The organism is Ideonella sp. BN130291, from assembly GCF_036231905.1.
Taxonomy (GTDB): Bacteria; Pseudomonadota; Gammaproteobacteria; order Burkholderiales; family Burkholderiaceae_C; genus CAMLIZ01.
Map to the genome: position 1 here is coordinate 269,979 of NZ_JAZARE010000002.1, position 16,989 is coordinate 286,967.

The following is a 16,989-nucleotide window of genomic DNA, read 5'->3' on the forward strand; positions in this document are numbered from 1 at the left end:
TGCTGGCCGACAATCGCGGCATGAGCTTTCCCGCCCCGCAGCGCCGCCATGGCCACGCCTAACCGCGCGGTCGACGTGGCCCAGCGCCATGAGTTCGACGAGTTGATCGACGCCCGCTCGCCGGCGGAATACGCACTGGACCACCTGCCCGGCGCGGTCAACTGCCCTGTGCTGGACGATGAAGAGCGGCGCATCGTGGGCACCCTGTACAAGCAGCAGGGTGCGTTCGAGGCGCGCCGCGTGGGCGGCGCGATGGTGGCGCAGAACCTGGCGCTGCACCTGCGCGAACGGTTCGCGGACAAGCCCAAGGGCTGGCGCCCGCTGGTGTACTGCTGGCGCGGGGGCATGCGCAGCGGCTCCATGGTCACCTGGCTGCGGCTGGTGGGCTGGGACGCGCAGCAGCTCGCCGGCGGCTACAAGAGCTGGCGCTCGCATGTGATCCAGCGCATCGAGACGCTCAGCCCGCAGCTGCAGTTCCGCGTGCTGTGCGGCGCCACCGGCAGCGCCAAGACCCGGGTGCTGCAGGCGCTGGCCGAGCTGGGCGCGCAGGTGCTGGACCTGGAAGCGCTGGCGCAGCACAAGGGCTCGGTGCTGGGCAGCCTGCCCGGCGTGGCCCAGCCATCGCAAAAGGCGTTCGAGACCCAGATCGCGGATGTGCTGGACCACATCGACCTCGCGCGGCCGCTGTACGTGGAGGCCGAAAGCCGCAAGATCGGCCGCCTGGCAGTGCCCCTGCCCTTGCTGGAGGCGCTGCGCGCCAGCCCCTGCGTGGAGATCGCCGCCACGCCGCAAGCGCGCCTGGCCTACCTGCTGCGCGACTATGCCTACCTGGGCGACGACCGCGAGGCGCTGGCCCAGAAGATTGCGCTGCTGCATGGGCTGCAGTCCAACGAGACCCTGGCCCGCTGGCAGGCCTGGGTGGCCACCGGCGAGCTCGAACCCCTGTTCGCCGAACTGATGCAGCTGCACTACGACCCGCTGTATGCGCGGTCCCAGGGCAGCCACCTCCAACAGCTGGGCAGCGCGCTGCGCCTGCCCGCCGACGACCTGTCCCCCGAAGGCGTGCGGCAGCTCGCCCGGCACATCCTCGAAGCGGAGACCTCTCCATGAGCGAACACCTGTACGTCCTCACCGGCGCCTCTCGCGGCATGGGCCTGGCCATCGCCCGGGCGCTGCTGCGCCCGGGGCACACCGTGCTCGGCATCTCCCGCCGCAGCAACAGCACCCTGGCGGCGCAGGCGGACGCCGCCGGGGCCGCCCTGCTGCAGTGGCCGATGGACCTGGCCGATGCGGTGGCTGCGGCCGACCGGCTGCAGGCCTGGTTGGGCGAACACGCGCCCGAGCGCTTTGCCAGCGCGAGCCTGATCAACAACGCCGGCGTCGTGCCCTCGCCAGGGCCATTGCAACAGGCGAGTGCATCCGAGCTGTCCAACGCGCTGCGGGTGGGGCTGGAGGCTGCGCTGCTGCTGAGCGCCAGCTTCCTGCGCGCCACCGACGGCTGGCCCGGCACGCGCAAGATTCTCAACATCTCGTCCGGCCTGGGCCGGCGCGCGATGGCGGGCAGCACGGCCTACTGCGCCGCCAAGGCCGGCATGGACCACTTCTCGCGCGCCCTCGCCCTGGAGCAGGCACAGCAGCCCAACGGCGCCAAGGTGGTGTCGCTGGCGCCCGGGGTGATCGACACCGACATGCAGCAGCAGTTGCGGGCCGCCGACCCGGAGCGCTTTCCCGAGCGCGAACGTTTCATGCAGCTCAAGGCCCAGGGGCAGCTGGACACGCCCGAGCAGGCCGCGGCCAAGGTGCTGGCACGTCTGGAGCGGGCGGATTTTGGAAGCGAGCCGATTGCAGATGTGAGGGAGTGAATCCCTCGTCGGCCTGGGCTGACATCAGGTCACAGCCCGGGCTGACACCCCCGGCGGCGCCCGCGCGTTAGTGTGGTGTGAGCCCGAACCGCCCTGCGGTCGGGTTCTTCATCCTTCCACACACAGGAGCGCATCATGAAACAGCTGTCCCGTCTCATCGCGATCGCTTCGGCCGCCGTGGGCTGCCTTGCATCCACCGGTTGTGCCGACTTGAGCCACCGTGAAAAAGCCGCCGCCGTGGGCGCCGCCGCCGGGGGTGTCGCCGGCTCCGTGCTGACCAATGGCAGCACCGCCGGCACCGTGGGCGGCGCGGTGGTGGGTGGTGTGCTCGGCAACGAGTACGGCAAGCGCCACTGACAACCCCTGAAGCTCGCGCAGGACTGCGCGTGGCGCGCCGCGAAGGCGCCACGCGCAGCCCTCGCCTCGGGCCCGGCCCACCTGCTACGGCCGGCCATGGCCGCGCTGCTGGCCGGCATGCCGCGGCCTGGCTTCGCCGCGGCGGCGTCGCGCCTGCACGGCGCGGCCAGTCTCCCTAGAATGCCTTGGCGGCGCCCCCACGGTGCGCCCGCCGGCCCAATCCCCCAACCCTGCGCGCGCTGCCTCACAAGGGCGGCCGGCCCTCCTTTTCGCATGAGCCTGTACCGACTCATCGCCCAGTTCCTGCGCCGCCACTGGGCTGCGTACGCCTCGTCGGGCTTCATGCTGGCCGGCATCGCCTGCCTGATCGTCTGGGTGCCGCGCCAGATCGGCCACCTGGTGGACGCACTGGTCACGCGCCAGCTGGGCGGCTGGGCACTGGCGCGCGAGCTGGGCCTGCTGCTGTTGGCCGGCGCGGTGATCTACTTCCTGCGCGTGGGCTGGCGGCTGCAGCTGTTTGCGGCCGCCTACCGCCTGGGCGTGGAGCTGCGCGAGCGCCTGTATGCGCGCCTGTCGCTGCAGGGGCCGCACTTCTACCAGGGGCGCCGCACCGGCGACCTGATGGCGCTGGCCACCAACGACATCGACGCGGTGGAAATGGCCGCCGGGGAAGCCATGCTGGCCGGCTTCGACGGCTCGCTGACGCTGGTGCTGGTGGTGGCCACCATGACGCTGGGCGTGGACTGGCGCCTGGCCGCGGTGGCGCTGCTGCCCTTCCCGCTGATGGCGCTGAGCTTCTGGTGGATCTCGCGCCATGTGCACGAGGCCTGGCGCCAGTCGCTGGAGCGTTTTGGCGCGCTCAACGACCATGTGCAGGAAACGCTGTCCGGCGTGCGCACCCTGCGTGCCCTCGGGCTGGAGGCGCGCAGCGCAGCGCAGTTCTCCGAGCTCGCCACCCAGGCCTCCGACGCCAGCTTCGACGCGCAGAAGTGGGAGGCCTCGTACGAGCCCGCCGTGGGCTTCACCCTGAGCGCGGCCACGGTGCTGACGCTGGGCGTGGGCGGCTGGCTGGTGTGGCGGCAGGAGCTCACCGTGGGCCAGCTCACCAGCTTCAGCCTCTACCTCGGCCAACTGATCTGGCCGATGTTCGCCGCCGGCTGGGTGCTCTCCCTGCTGGAGCGTGGCAAGGCGGCCTGGGGGCGGCTGCAGCCGGTGCTGGACCAAGCCTTGAGCGTGGACGACCACGGCAAGCAGGCAGAGCTCACGCCCGGCCTGCTGCGCATTCAGGATGTGCGCTTCCGCTACCCCGGCCAGGGCCGGCCCGCCTTGGACGGCGTGAGCTTCGAGCTGCCCGCCGGCCGCACGCTGGGGCTGGTGGGGCCCACCGGAGCGGGCAAGTCGACCCTGCTGCGGCTGCTGCTGCGGCATCACGGGCCGGAGGCCGGCCAAGTGAGCTGGAATGGCGTGGACCTGAACGACTACCGCCTGGACACCTTGCGCGGTGCCATCGCCTGGGTGCCGCAGGAAGCCTTCCTCTTCTCAGCCACGGTGGCCGAGAACATCGCGCTGGCCAAGCCTGGTGCCACCCGGCCGGAGGTGGAAGCCGCCGCCCGCCTGGCCGCCGTGCACGACGACATCCTGCGCCTGCCGCAGGGCTACGAAACGCCCGTGGGCGAACGCGGCGTCACCCTGTCGGGTGGCCAGCGCCAGCGTGTGGCGATTGCCCGCGCGCTGCTGGCCGACGCGCCGCTGCTGCTGCTCGACGACGCACTGTCGGCGGTGGACACCGACACCGAGGCGCGCATCCTGCACCACCTCAAAGACACCCGGCAGGGCCGCACCGTCATCATCGTGAGCCATCGCCTGAGCGCGGTGGCCGATGCCGACCACACGCTGGTGCTGCGCGACGGTCACCTGGTCGAACAGGGCGACCATGCCGCGCTGCTCGCTCGCGATGGCTGGTACGCGCGGCAATGGCGCTACCAGCAGCTGGAGGCCTCGCTGGAGGCCGACACGCCGCTGCACGACGCAGGCGCTGCGCAAGCGCCGAACGTAACGCAGCGCGAGGAATCACCCCATGTCAGCTGAGGCAGTCACCACCCCGGCACCCGAGCTGCCCGACAAGCAGCAGCGCCGCCGCACCCTCGGCGACGCGGCCGCCCTGCTGCTGCGCGCGGCCGCACCGGAACGCCGCCATCTGCGGTGGGGCATCTGGTGGCTGCTGGTGGCCGCCGGCCTGGAAGCGCTGGGGCCGCTGATCGGCAAGGCCTTCATCGACGGTTACCTGCTGCCGCGCCATCCGGACATTCCGGCGATGGCAGGGCTGCTGCTGGGTGCGCTGGTGGCCGGCATGCTGGCCAGCGGCCTGCGCTACCTGCAGCTGGTGCGGCTGGCCGGGCTGGCGATGCGCTCGGTGCAGCGCATCCGGGAACGGGTGTACGGCCACATGCTGCGGCTGCCGATGAGCTTCTTCGACCGCGCGATCACCGGCCAGCTGGTGAGCCGCGTGACCAACGACACCGAGGCGGTGAAGACGCTGTACGTGCAGGTGCTGTTCGTCATGCTCGACAGCGTGATCGTGCTCACCGGCGCGCTGATCGCGATGGCCTGGCTGGACTGGCGCCTGATGCTGATCGTGGCCGCGCTGGTGCCGGCCGTGGCCCTCATCGTCACCCTGTACCAGCGCCTCAGCGCCCCGGCCGTCACCCGCACCCGCGAGCTGCGCAGCGAGCTCAATGCACAGGTGGGCGAATCGATCGCCGGCATGGCGGTGCTGCAGGCGAGCAATGCCACCGGCCGCTTCAGCCAGCGCTTCGCCAGCACCAACGAGGCGCACTACCAGTCGCGCGAGCGCGAGCTGCGGGCCAATGCCTGGCTGCTGCGCCCGGCGCTCGATTTCCTGAACGTGCTGCTGCTGGCGATCGTGATCGCGGTGTTCGGCACACGCTCGCAGGGCGTGGCGATGAGCGCCATCGAGGTGGGCGTGCTCTACGCCTTCATCAACTACATCGCCCGCGTGGTGGAGCCGCTGATCCAGATCACCATGCAGTTCTCGCAGCTGCAGCAGGCCATGGTGGGCGCAGCGCGGGTGCGCACCCTGCTCAAGGAGGCCGAGACACCGCCGGCCACCTCACAGGGCCGGGTGAGCGAAGGCGCGATCAGCATCGAGCACCTGGACTTCGCCTACCAGAGCGGCCACCCGGTGCTGCACGACCTTAACCTGCAGATCGCGCCCGGCAGCTTCCACGGCATCGTGGGCCACACCGGCAGTGGCAAGACCACGCTGCTGTCGCTGCTGCTGCGCTTCTACCCCGCGCCGGCCGGAGCGATCCGCATCGACGGCACGCCGATCGACGCGATCGGCGACGAGGACTTCCGTTCGGCCATCGGGCTGGTGCCGCAGGAGCCCTTCCTGCTGGCCGCGAACGCGCGCGAGAACATCGCGATGGGGCGTGCGCTCACCCATGCGCAGATCGAAGCGGCGGCGCGGGCGGCGCACGCGCACGACTTCATCATGGGCCTGGAGCGTGGTTACGACACGCAGCTGGGTGAAGGCGGTGCGCGGCTGTCCGTCGGGCAGAAGCAGCTGATCGCGATCGCGCGTGCGCTGGCGGGGGAACCGCGCATCCTGTTCCTCGATGAGGCCACCTCCCACATCGACTCGGAGACCGAGCAGGTGGTGCAGCGGGCGCTGACGGCCTTGCGCGGCAAGGTGACGATCGTCGCGATTGCGCATCGGTTGTCGACGATCCGGGATGCGGATCGCATCGTGGTGTTGAACCATGGGCGCATCGCCGAGCTGGGCACGCATGGGGAGCTTATGGGCCTGGCGGGGGGGCTGTATCAGCGGTTGTATCTGCTGCAGCAGCTGGAGGAGCAGGACGCGGCGGCGTGAGCGCTTCGGTTTGTGCTGAGCCCACAGTGCCGGGGTGGTTCTTGGCCTTCGGCCTGGTTCGGTTTCTGGCCACTCGCGTGCAGCCCGCCGGTCGCGCCCGGCCGGCGGTCACTTCTCTTGCTGGCTCAAGAGAAGTAACCAAGAGAAGAGCCTTGGAATACGAACATCCGATCAGACTCGCTGACGCCGAATCGGGGCCCGGTTTTCGGGGAGCACGCTGACATTGCTGCAGACCCGAGGCCACTTCTCACCGGCCAGGCACATCGACGCGACCTATCACTCGACCCCTGTCCAGCCTCCGCATGCCATGTCCGAGCGAGCGCAGCGAAGCGCCCGCACACGGAGGCTGGAAAGACGTCTAGCGCGCGGTGCACACGAGCCAGGGCACTCGTCACAAGTGGCCTCGGGTCTCTCGCGGCGTCAGTGAGTCCCCAGAAAACCGGGCCCCCTACCGGCGTGAGGGAGCGAAATCGGATGTTGGTCTTCCAGGCTCTCTTCTTTGGTTACTTTCTTCTGAGCCAGCAGAAGAAAGTGACCGCCGGCCGGGCGCGACCGGCGGGCTCTAGCGAGCAGCGCAAACCCAGCCAGCGCCGCAGGCGCAAACAAACACCGCTAGCCGGCTGGCACCAACAACCGCCCCCGGCTCCCATACTCCGCCAGCACACGCTGGGAAACAGCAACCGCCTCGCCAGCCCGGCACAACGCCACGCAAGCCCCGCCGAACCCCGCGCCAGTGAGCCGCGCTCCATGCACCTCCGGCTGCGCCCGCAACAACCCCACCAGCCGGTCCAGCTCCGGAATCGACACCTCGTAGTCGTCCCGCAGGCTGTCATGCGAGGCATTCATCAGCACGCCAAACTCGGCGGGCCCAATGCCGGTGATGGCGCGCAGCACACGCTCGTTCTCCGTCACCACATGGCGCGCGCGCCGGCGCATCGGCTCGGGCAGGCCCTCCACGCGGGTCACGTCGCTCACATCGCGCAAGGCCTTCACGCCCAGCGCCGCGGCCGCCGCTTCGCACTCCGCGCGGCGCTCGTTGTAGGCGCTGCCGGCCAGGGTGCGCGGCATGCCGGAATCGATGACCAGCACCTCGCTGCCCGCCGGCAGCGGCAACACCCGGCGCTCCAGCGTGCGGGTGTCCAGGAACAGCATGCTGGTGTCGTCGGCCAGGCTGGAGGCCATCTGGTCCATGATCCCGCAGTTGACGCCGGCATCCTCGATCTCGGCGCGTTGCGCCAGCTGGGCGATGCGCACATCGTCGAGTTCGCCGGTGAGCTGCAGCAGCGTGCGCAGCGCGCGCAAGGTGGCCACCTCCAGCGCGGCGCTGGAGGACAGGCCCACACCCATGGGCACGTCGGAGTCCACATGGATCTGCAGCGCCGGGATGCGCACGCCCTGGGCCTGCAGCTGGTGCAGGCAGCCATACACATAGCGGGCGAACTGGTCCTGCGGCGGCGCGGCCAGCGTGAACTCGGCCGACTCGTCCAGCTCGGCCGCATACAGGCTGAAACGCTCGCCGGGCGCTGGGCGCAGCTGCACCCGCGTGCGTTGCGGGATCGCCGTGGGCAGCACGAAGCCGTCGTTGTAGTCGGTGTGTTCGCCCAGCAGGTTCACCCGGCCGGGTGCGTCCGCGCTGGCGGCCGGCGTGCCGCCAAACACATCGCCGAAGCTCTTGCGGCTCATTGCACCGCCTCGATGTCCACCTGCACCGCCTGCAGCTCCTTGGCCTTGTCCTCCGGCAGCGCGTCCATGGCGAAAAAGCCGGCGGCCAGCTCGGTGCCGGCCAGGTACTTCAGCCGGTCAGGCGTGCGATACGGCGGATAGAACTCGGCGTGCACATGCGCCTCCGGGTGCGGCTGGCCGTCGGTGGGCGCCTGGTACCAGGCCATCAGGTAGGGGAAGGGGCGCTGCCACAGGCCGTCGTACTTCATCAACACCGTCTTGATGGCCCGCGCCAGGTCGGCGCGCTGGGCATCGTCCAGGTCGGCCAGCGTGGGCACCGGCTCGATGGGCCCCACCCACACCTCGTACGGATAACGCGCGCATACCGGCACGAAGGCCACCGCATGCGGGCCCTGGTAGAGCAGCCGGGTGCCGTCCTGCAGCTCGCCGCGGATCAGGTCCTGCAGCGGGCCGCGGCCACGCTCGGCGTGGTAGTGCTCAGCCTGCTGCTGCATGCGCGCCGGCACCGGCGGCACCACCGGATAGGCGTAGATCTGGCCGTGCGGATGGTGCAGCGTGACGCCCACTTCGGCGCCCCGGTTCTCGAAGGGCAGCACGTACTGGATGTGCTCCAGCGCGCCCAGCTCCCGGGTGCGCTCGCCCCACACCGACAGCAGCAGCTCCAGGTGGGACAGCGGCAACTTGCCGAGCGACGAGGACGGATCCTGCGTGAACACCACCACCTCGCACTGGCCGGTGGACGGCATGGTGGGCACATGCAGCGACGGCGGGTTGTGCGCCTGCAGTGACAGCGACGGGAATCGGTTGTCGAACACCGCCACGTCCCAGTCGCCCTGCGGCACTTCGGTGGGGTTGGCCGGGTCGCGCATGGCCGCCAGGGGGTTGTATTCCGGCGGCGGCAGGAAGGTGCGGCCCTGGCGATAGGCGGCGTAGGTGATCCATTCGCCGCGCAATGGATGCCAGCGCAGGTGCGGGTTGGCGTTCAGCGGCTCGGCAAACGGGCTCGGCGCGGTGATGGCGCCATCGATCGGACGACGGCTGTACAGCCGCAGGGTTCGCCCATCCGGCTTCTTCAACTCCACACGATGCATCTAGACCCCTCCAGGAATGTAGGTGCGATTTTGCTTCGTCACCTTGGCAATCTCCTCGATCGGGATCTTGGGCGTGCGGTCGGCACACAACAGGCCGTTGGCTTCCTGGAAGGTGTCGGCGAACTGGGTGTAGCAGAAGCCCGAGAACAGCGGCGTGTGGATCACCACCTCCATCAGCTCCTTGTACATCTGGCTGAACTCTGCGTCCGTCTTGGCGCGGGTGTAGCCCCAGGTCTGCTTCACGCCCGGCTCCGGCTTCTTCACGTACGCGATGCCGCCGAATTCGGTGAGCATGATCGGCTGGCCGCGGTGCGGATAACCGTCCAGCGTGAGCACGCGGCCGCCCGGGCGCCGCCGGTCGAACAGCTGCTGCGGCGCCGATTCGGTGCCATAGCGCTGGCGCAGGTGCTCGATGTTGGCGTCGTAGTCGTGGATGCCGATGATGTCGGTGGCGCTCGATTCCCAGCCGTCGTTGCCGATCACCGGGCGCGTGACATCCAGCGTCTTGGTCAGGTGGTAGAGCGCCTCCACTGCGTGGCGCTGCTCGCGCACCGCGGTGAGCTCGGGCACACCCCACGACTCGTTGAACGGCACCCATACGATCACGCAGGGGTGGCTGTAGTCGCGGTCCAGCACCTCGGTCCATTCGCGCACCGTGCGCTTGATGGCGGTGCGGGTGAAGCGGTAGGCCGAGGGCATCTCCTCCCACACCATCAGGCCCAGCTTGTCGGCCCAGTAGAGGTAACGCGGATCCTCGATCTTCTGGTGCTTGCGCACGCCGTTGAAGCCCATGGCCTTGGCGAGCTCCACGTCCTTCTTCAGTGCGTCGTCGTTGGGCGCGGCCAGCAGGGTGTCGGGCCAGTAGCCCTGGTCCAGCACCAGCCGCAGCGTGTAGGGCCGGCCGTTGAGCATGAAGCGGTCGCGCAGGATGTGCACCGAGCGCAGCGCGGTGTAGCTCTTGAACTCGTCCAGCACCTCGTCGCCGCGCATCAGGCGGATCTCGGCATCGATGAGGGTCGGCCGCTCGGGGCTCCACAGCAGCTCGTTGCGGTAGTCGTCGATGCCGGGGTCGGACAGCACGATGGCCCGGTCCACCTCGCCCTGGATCACCTGGTAGCGGTCGCGTGCCAGCAGGCGCTTGCCCTGGCGCAGCACGATCTCCACGCTCAAGTCCTCGTTCACATGGTCGCCCAGGATGCGGGCGGCAAACTCGATCGAGAAGCCTTCCACCTGGGGCGTCCAGCGGATCTTGTCGATGTAGGTGCGCGCCACGCGTTCGATCCACACCGTCTGCCAGATGCCGGTGGTGCGCGGGTACCAGATGGAATGCGGCTCCAGCTGCCAGTCCTGCTTGCCGCGCGGCTTGGTGAGCTCATGCGGGTCGTCCTCGGCCATCACCGTGATGCGCTGTTCGCCCGAGGGGTTGAGCACGTTGGTGATGTCGGCCCAGAACGGCGTGTGCCCGCCTTCGTGCGTGGCCACCAGCCGGTCGTTGACCCAGACCTTGGCGATGTAGTCCACCGCGCCGAAGCGCAGGATCAGGCGCTTGCCGTCGGGCACGGCGTGGAAATCGCGCTCGTACCACACAGCCTTGTGGAAGCCCCGGTCACCGACGCCACTCGCCTTGGATTCGGGCGGATACGGCACCACGATCTGGTGCGTCCATTCGGTCACGTCGGACGGCCGCTGGAAGCGCTTGTCGTCGTCTAAACAGAAGCGCCAGGGGCCGTTGAGGGATGTCCAGTCGGGCCGCTGCAGCAGCGGCCGGGGGTATGCGGCGTCCATCGTCATTCGGTGATGGGCATCGGGTTGGCGGACAGCTCGGGCGCCCGCGCGAGCGCACCGATCAACTCGCGATTGAACGCCGGCAGGTCGTCCGGCTTGCGGCTGGACACCCAGTTGGTGTCCACCACCACTTCGCGGTCCACCCAGTTGCCGCCGGCATTGCGGATGTCATCCTGCAAGGAGGGCCAGCTGGTGAGCGTGCGCCCCTGCACCAGGCCGGCGGATACCAGCAGCCAGGGGCCGTGGCAGATCACGCCGATGGGCTTGCGCGCGGCCTCGAAGGCCTGGGCAAAGCGCTGGGCCGACTCCACCATGCGCAGGCTGTCGGCGTTCATGGTGCCGCCCGGCAGCAGCAGGGCGTCGAAGTCCTCGGGGTTGGCCTTGTTCAGCGGCAGGTCCACCTCGAAGGTGTCGCCCGGCTGGTCATGGTGCATGCCGCGCAGCGGGCCGGGCTTGGGGGACACGATCACGGTTTTGGCGCCCGCGGCCTCCAGGGCCTGCCTGGGGCCGGTGAGCTCGACCTGCTCGAACAGGTCATGCACCAGGATTGCGACGGTCAGGCCGTCGAGTTGTTCATCTTGCTGTTCTGCCATCTCACGCTCCGTACGGGGGACGGTTCCTAGCGCGGCACACAGCGTGCCCGGCTAGCCCAGGCAACGCACCAGCGCGTCCAGGTCCACCGGCTTGGTGAGATGGTGGTCGAAACCGGCCTGCAGGGCCTTGCGGCGGTCTTCGGGCTGGCCGTAACCGGTCATCGCCACCAGCAAGGCGGCGCGGCCCCAGGCGGTTTCACGCATCAGGGTGGCGGCGCGCAGGCCGTCCATGCCGGGCATGCCGATGTCCATCAGCACCACCGAGGGCTGGAAATCCGGGCCGATGTCCAGCGCGGCCTGGCCGCCGTAGCAGCTGCGCACGGTGCTGCCGCACTGGGTGAGCAGCGCCGCGATGCTGTCGGCGCTGTCGGTGTTGTCGTCCACCACCAGCACGCGGTGGCCCGCCAGGCCGGCCAGCGGGTCGTCCGCGCCCTGCGCGGCCGCGGGCTCGTCGGCCGGGGCGAGCGCAGGCAGCTCCACCGTGAAGCGGCTGCCCTGCCCGGCGCCGGCGCTGTCCACCCGCACCGTGCCGCCATGGATCTCGACGATGCCGCGCACCAGGGCCAGGCCGATGCCCAGGCCCGGCTGGGCATGGCGCAAGGTGGTGTGGGCCTGGGAGAACATCTCGAACACCCGCTGCTGCTCCTGCGGCGGGATGCCCAGGCCAGTGTCCTGCACGCTCACCACCAGGTGGTCTCCCTGGCGGCCCGCTGACAGCGTCACCAGGCCGGGTTCCGGCGTGTACTTGGCCGCGTTGTGCAGCAAATTGGCGAACACCTGGGTCAGCCGTGCCAGGTCGCCCAGCAGTTCAAGCGGCTGGGGTTCCACGTTCAGCTCCAGGCGATGTCCCTGGGCATCGAAGAACGGCCGCACCTGCTCCACCGCCAGGTCGATCGCCTCCTGCAGGCGCAGGCGCTGGCGCTGCAGCTGCAGGGTGTTGCGTGAAATGCGCGACACGTCGAGCAGGTCGTCCAGCAGGCGCGTGAGTTGCCGCACCTGGCGCTCGATCGCCGCCGCCGACCAGGCCACCGTGCGCGGGTCACCGGGCTTCAGGCTGAGCAGGCGCGCGCCATTGGCAATCGGGGCCAGCGGGTTGCGCAGCTCGTGCGCCAGGGTGGCGATGAAGTTGTCCTTCTGGCGGTCGGCCTGGCGCAAGGAGTCCAGCGCCTGCTCGCGCTCGCTCACGTCCAGCACCAGCGCCAGCAGGGCGGCCGCGCGCGGCTGCTCGGGCCGGCGCACCGCGGAGATGCTCCACTCCGCATGGATCACCCTGCCGTCCTTGCGCCGGTTGCGGATGCGGAAGCTGGCGCGTGGGCGTTCCCCGCGCAGCAGCTCGCGCAGCGTCGCCGGCCCGATCTCCTCCTCGGGCAGCGCCCAGCCCAGGTCGCGCGCATGCCGGCCCACCGCCTCGCCCGCGGCCCAGCCGAAGATGGCCTCCGCCTGGCCGGCCCAGCGGGTGATGTGCAGCTCACCGTCGAACTCGATCACCCCCAGTGGCGTGCTTTCCAGCAGCAGCTGCAGGCGTGCGCTGGCTTCGCGCAGCTGCTCGGACACCTGCTCGCCCTCTTCCACGTCGAACACCATGCCCACCCACTCGACGATGCGGCCATCGCGCATCACCGGGCTGGCGCGCGCGGTCACGCGGCGGTAGCCGCCGGTGGGCTGGTGCCACAGGCGGGAACGGCCACGGAACGGTTGCTGCAGGCGCCGCGCCTCCTCCCAGCCCGCCATCACGCCGGCGCGGTCCTCCGGATGCATGGCCTCGAGCCAGCCGAACCCGAGGTACTGCTCGCGGGTCTGGCCGGTGAACTCGGCCCAGGAGGGCTGGTCGGTGATGAACTCGCGTTGCGGGCCGGCGGTCCACACGATGGAGGCGGTGGCATTGACCAGCGAGCGGAAGCGCTGCTCGCTGGTGCGCAGTGCGTTCTCGGCACGCGTGAGCGCGGTGATGTCGGTGAAAAAAATGCAGTAGTCGTTGTCGCCCAGCCGGCCGGCACTGGTGATCACGTCCACCAGGATGCCATCGGGCCGCTTCAGCCGGGCGTGGAAGGGCCCGTTGCGGCCGGTTTCGTCGAGCTCCTGGCGCGCCATCGCGTACACCGGCCGCTCCTCCTCGGGGATCAGCGTCGCCTGGCTGATGCGGCCGCCCTGCAGGTCCGCGCGGCTGTAACCCATCAAGGCGAGGAAGGCGTCATTGGCCTCCGTGATCACGCCGCCGCCGGAAAAGGCGATGGCCACCGCGGAGCTGTCCACCAGGCGCTGCATGCGCTGCTGGGCGGCGGCCAGGCGCTCGGTGGCCAGCGCGGCGTGCTCAGCGTCCTCCGCCCGGGCTTCCGCACGACGGCGCGCGCGGTGCACCTGCTCGAAGGCGGCACACACCACCAGGGCGGTGGGCACCGCGATCAGGGCCCGCAGGACCGAGATCTCGTCCATCACCCCGGCGCCACTGAGCCAGGCGCTGGCAGTCCGGCCCGCCATCACCAGCAGCACTGCCAGCGCGCCCGGGCCGAAGCCGCCGATCCAGGCCGGCGCCACCACAGCAGGCAAGGCCAGCACCAGGGCCGGATCGGCGCCCAGGCGCGCTCCGATGAACGGCCGCAACGCCAGGGCGAGCAGGCTCAGCAGCACCGCCGCCGCGTAGGCGACGGCCAAGCGCATGCTCCCCTGCCGCCCCGCTTTCGGTGTCCCCATGGCGCCTTCTGCCGCAGCGTCTCGTGTGGTGTCGTGACCGGTTGGCCGGTCGCCGACGGCAGTCTAACGGCGCCAGCGGCTGCGTCAGTGAGCGCCTCCTGCGTCGGCCGCGGGGCCGCCCGCTTTCACCGGCCGGGCGAACCAGATCAGGCCGATCAGGAGCACGAACAGGAAGGCGGAGGCGAAGAACACGTCGTCGGCCGCCCGCGTGAACGCCTGCTGGTCGATCATGCGGTTGAGCTGCGCCGCGATCTGCTCCGGGCTGAAACCGGCAGCGCTGAGGCGCGACCAGGCATCGCCCAAGGGGCCGGTGGCGGTGTTGTTCCCCAGGTTCTCCACCATGTGCACATGGTGCAGGGTGGCGCGATCGTCCCACACCGTGGTGGCGATCGAGGTGCCGAACGCGCCTGCCGTGATACGGGCAAAGTTCGACAGGCCAGAGGCGGCGGCGATGCGGTCCGGCGTGAGCCCCGACATGGTGATGCTCATCAGCGGGATGAAGAAGAACGCCACCGCCGCACCCTGCACGATGGTGGGCCACAGGATGCTCCACTGGTCGGCCTGCGGCGTGAAGCCCGAGCGCATGTAGAGCACGATCGCGAACACCACGAAGGACACCGTGGTGAGCAGGCGCGGGTCGATGCGCGACACGTTCTTGCCCACCAGCGGCGACAGCAGGATGGCCAGCACGCCCACCGGCGCCAGCGCCATGCCGGCGGCGGTGGCGGTGTAGCCCATGTACTGCTGCAGCCACAGCGGCAGCAGCACGATGTTGCCGAAGAACAGGCAGTAGGCCAGCGCCAGCGTCACCGAGCCGAAGGCGAAGTTGCGGCGCGCAAACAGGCGCAGGTCCACGATCGGGTGCTTTTCGGTCAGCTCCCACGCCAGGAAGAACAGGAAGCCCACCAGCGCGGTCACCGCCAGCAGCACGATCTGGCCGGAATGGAACCAGTCGAGCTCCTTGCCCTTGTCCAGCATGATCTGCAGCGAGCCCACCCAGGTGACCAGCAGCGCCAGCCCGATGCCGTCGATCGGCAGCTTGCGGGTGGGCGATTCACGCTTGCGGTAGATGAACCAGGTGACCGCCGCGGCGCCCAGGCCCACCGGGATGTTGATGTAGAAGATCCAGGGCCAGGACACGTTGTCGGTGATGTAGCCACCGAGCAAGGGCCCGGCCACCGGCGCCACCAGCGTGGTCATGGACCACATCGCCAATGCCATGCCGGCCTTGGCGCGTGGATAACTCGCCATCAGCAGCGTCTGCGACAGCGGGATCATCGGCCCGGCCACCAGGCCCTGCATCACGCGGAAGGCGATCAGCCATTCGAGCGAGGGCGCAAAGCCGCACAGCCAGCTGGTCAGCACGAACAGCAGCACGCTCGTGGTGAACAGCTTGACCGCGCCGAAGCGCATGGTCAGCCAGCCGGTGAGCGGCACCGAGATCGCGTTGGCGACACCGAAGCTGGTGATCACCCAGGTGCCCTGGTTGGGGCTGACGCCCAGGTCGCCGGCGATCGCGGGCAGCGACACGTTGGCGATCGAGGTGTCCAGCACGTTCATGAAGGTGGCGAGCGAGAGCGCCACCGTGCCGAGCACCAGCGCGGTGCCCTGCAGCGGCGGATGCTCCGCGGCGGCAGCGGGGCCGGCCATTTACTTGCTCAGCGAGGTGGCCAACACGCCGGCCGTGGCCAGCGCGACGGGACCCGTCGCCGGGGGCGCGGCTACAGAGGCGGAGGCCTGGTCGGCCGGCGCCACCGTGGCCGCCTTGGCGGCCGGCGCGGACGCCGAGGCCACGCGCGGCGCATGCCCCAGGTTGGCCGCGATGATCTTGCGCACCTCGCCTTCGGCGTCGCGGTTGATGCGGTCGAACACCGCCGTCTGCGCCACCGCCTCCCGGCGCGGCGCGTCGGCCAGGGCCTTGCCGTCGGTGTGGCTCACGTCCACCCTGGCGTCCATGGACAGGCCCACGCGCAGCGGATGCGCCGCCACTTCTTCCGGATTGAGCGCGATGCGCACCGGCACGCGCTGCACCACCTTGATCCAGTTGCCAGTGGCGTTCTGCGCCGGCAGCAGCGCAAACGCCGCACCGGTGCCCGCGCCCAGGCCGGCCACGGCACCGTGGTATTCCACCTTCTTGCCGTACACGTCGGCCACCAGGGTGGCCGGCTGGCCGATGCGCAGCTTGCGCAGCTGGCTTTCCTTGAAGTTCGCGTCGACCCACACCTGGTCCAGCGCCACTACCGTCATCAACGGGGCGCCCGGCTGCACGCGCTGGCCGACCTGCACGCTGCGCTTGGCCACGTACCCGTTCACCGGCGCCGGCAGGTCGGCGCGCTTGAGCGCCAGGTAGGCTTCGCGCACACGTGCGGCGGCACGCTGCACGTTGGGATGCTGCTCCACGCTGGTGTTGTCGGTGAGCGATTGGTTGGAGGCCAGTTGCTCCTGCGCCGCCACCACCGCCGATTGGGCGGCCGCCAAAGCGCTCCTGGCCGCGGCCAGCTGCGCGGTGACGTGGTTGAACTCCTCCTTGCCCACCGCGCCGGTGGCCACCAGCGGCGCGCGCCGGTTGACGTCGTCCTGCGCCTTGGCCACGTCGGCCTGGGCCCGGGCGACGTCGGCCTGGCGGGCGGAGATCTGCGCTTTCAGGGTCGAGTTGTTGACGAACAGGGTGCGCACCTCGCGCACCGTCTGCGCCAGCTGGGCCTCGGCCTGGTCCAGCGCCACCTGCGCGTCGGCCGGGTCCAGGCGCACCAGCGACTGGCCGGCCTTGACGAAGTCGGTGTCGTCGGCGCCGATGCTCAGCACCGTGCCGCCAACCTGCGGCGTGATCTGCACCACGTTGGCCTGCACATAGGCGTTGTCGGTGCTTTCGTAGTGGTTGAGCACCAGCGCGTAGTAGGCGCCGTAGGCGGCGCCACCGGCGACGACCAGGCCCGCCACGGCAGCCAGGGCCTTCTTGCGCTTGGGATTGCCTGCGGCGGCTGCGGGAGCGGCGGGGGTGGATTGAGCGTCCATGGTGAAGAGGTCCTCTG

12 protein-coding genes are annotated in these 16,989 nt (G+C 70.1%); 5 read left to right on the plus strand and 7 right to left on the minus strand.

The genetic code is table 11. The annotated features are described in order from the left end of the window. Positions 1 to 48: 48 nt before the first annotated feature. The 5 genes from mnmH to VPH43_RS04595 all read left to right on the plus strand — a co-directional run bounded on the left by mnmH (position 49) and on the right by VPH43_RS04595 (position 6,114). Positions 49 to 1,110, plus strand: coding sequence for a tRNA 2-selenouridine(34) synthase MnmH (mnmH, locus tag VPH43_RS04575; RefSeq protein WP_328576475.1), 1,062 nt, complete (start codon positions 49 to 51; stop codon positions 1,108 to 1,110). Next, complete coding sequence (locus tag VPH43_RS04580; protein ID WP_328576476.1) at positions 1,107 to 1,862, plus strand: SDR family NAD(P)-dependent oxidoreductase; 756 nt, start codon at positions 1,107 to 1,109, stop codon at positions 1,860 to 1,862. The genes mnmH and VPH43_RS04580 overlap by 4 nt, the downstream gene beginning before the upstream one ends. Before the next feature lie 135 nt (positions 1,863 to 1,997). Continuing rightward, positions 1,998 to 2,219, plus strand: a complete 222-nt coding sequence (locus tag VPH43_RS04585) for a glycine zipper 2TM domain-containing protein (protein ID WP_328576477.1) — start codon at positions 1,998 to 2,000, stop codon at positions 2,217 to 2,219. A 273-nt stretch (positions 2,220 to 2,492) separates the two neighbouring features. After that, positions 2,493 to 4,307, plus strand: a complete 1,815-nt coding sequence (locus VPH43_RS04590; protein WP_328576478.1) for an ABC transporter ATP-binding protein — start codon at positions 2,493 to 2,495, stop codon at positions 4,305 to 4,307. After that, entirely contained in the window at positions 4,297 to 6,114 is a 1,818-nt protein-coding gene (locus VPH43_RS04595; protein ID WP_328576479.1) for an ABC transporter ATP-binding protein, read from the plus strand. The genes VPH43_RS04590 and VPH43_RS04595 overlap by 11 nt, the downstream gene beginning before the upstream one ends. Positions 6,115 to 6,726: 612 nt before the next feature. Here the strand turns inward: VPH43_RS04595 and galK are convergent. From galK to VPH43_RS04630, 7 genes are all read right to left on the minus strand, one after another. After that, positions 6,727 to 7,797 (minus strand): galactokinase, encoded by a 1,071-nt coding sequence (gene galK, locus VPH43_RS04600; protein WP_328576480.1) that lies wholly within the window; start codon positions 7,795 to 7,797, stop codon positions 6,727 to 6,729. After that, the gene (galT, locus tag VPH43_RS04605; protein WP_328576481.1) at positions 7,794 to 8,888 is read right to left on the minus strand and encodes a galactose-1-phosphate uridylyltransferase; all 1,095 of its coding nucleotides are present in this window, start codon (positions 8,886 to 8,888) and stop codon (positions 7,794 to 7,796) included. Before galT ends, galK begins: the two co-directional genes overlap by 4 nt. Continuing rightward, positions 8,889 to 10,673, minus strand: a complete 1,785-nt coding sequence (locus VPH43_RS04610) for a glycoside hydrolase family 2 protein (RefSeq protein ID WP_328576482.1) — start codon at positions 10,671 to 10,673, stop codon at positions 8,889 to 8,891. A 2-nt stretch (positions 10,674 to 10,675) separates the two neighbouring features. Continuing rightward, positions 10,676 to 11,266 (minus strand): type 1 glutamine amidotransferase domain-containing protein, encoded by a 591-nt coding sequence (locus VPH43_RS04615; RefSeq protein ID WP_328576483.1) that lies wholly within the window; start codon positions 11,264 to 11,266, stop codon positions 10,676 to 10,678. Positions 11,267 to 11,317: 51 nt separating this feature from the next. After that, on the minus strand, positions 11,318 to 13,924 hold the full coding sequence (locus VPH43_RS04620; RefSeq protein ID WP_328576484.1) for a hybrid sensor histidine kinase/response regulator: 2,607 nt from the start codon (positions 13,922 to 13,924) through the stop codon (positions 11,318 to 11,320). A 117-nt stretch (positions 13,925 to 14,041) separates the two neighbouring features. Next, positions 14,042 to 15,607, minus strand: a complete 1,566-nt coding sequence (locus VPH43_RS04625) for a DHA2 family efflux MFS transporter permease subunit (protein ID WP_328576485.1) — start codon at positions 15,605 to 15,607, stop codon at positions 14,042 to 14,044. Continuing rightward, complete coding sequence (locus VPH43_RS04630) at positions 15,608 to 16,972, minus strand: efflux RND transporter periplasmic adaptor subunit (protein ID WP_328576486.1); 1,365 nt, start codon at positions 16,970 to 16,972, stop codon at positions 15,608 to 15,610. It abuts the gene before it with no gap. Positions 16,973 to 16,989 lie beyond the last annotated feature (17 nt).